The 278-nt window shown below is 55.8% G+C and carries 1 rRNA gene (running past one end of the window); it reads right to left on the bottom strand.

What is annotated here, in order from left to right:
• Positions 1-278, bottom strand: a 23S ribosomal RNA gene (locus ABDZ72_RS02880); its annotated part reaches 154 nt to the left of the window's first position; the annotation flags it as partial.

Raw genomic sequence — 278 nt, 5'->3', positions numbered from 1 at the left:
TTTAATGGGCGAACAGCCCAACCCTTGGGACCGACTACAGCCCCAGGATGCGATGAGCCGACATCGAGGTGCCAAACCTCCCCGTCGATGTGAACTCTTGGGGGAGATAAGCCTGTTATCCCCGGGGTAGCTTTTATCCGTTAAGCGATGGCCCTTCCATGCGGAACCACCGGATCACTAAGCCCGACTTTCGTCCCTGCTCGACATGTCAGTCTCGCAGTCAAGCTCCCTTATGCCTTTGCACGCTGTGAATGATTTCCAACCATTCGGAGGGAACC

It is taken from the genome of Lentibacillus halophilus (assembly GCF_039522485.1).
Classification (GTDB): Bacteria; Bacillota; Bacilli; order Bacillales; family Amphibacillaceae; genus Lentibacillus; species Lentibacillus halophilus.
The sequence above is the reverse complement of the archived record's forward strand: the minus strand, read 5'-3'. Positions and strand labels throughout refer to the sequence as shown.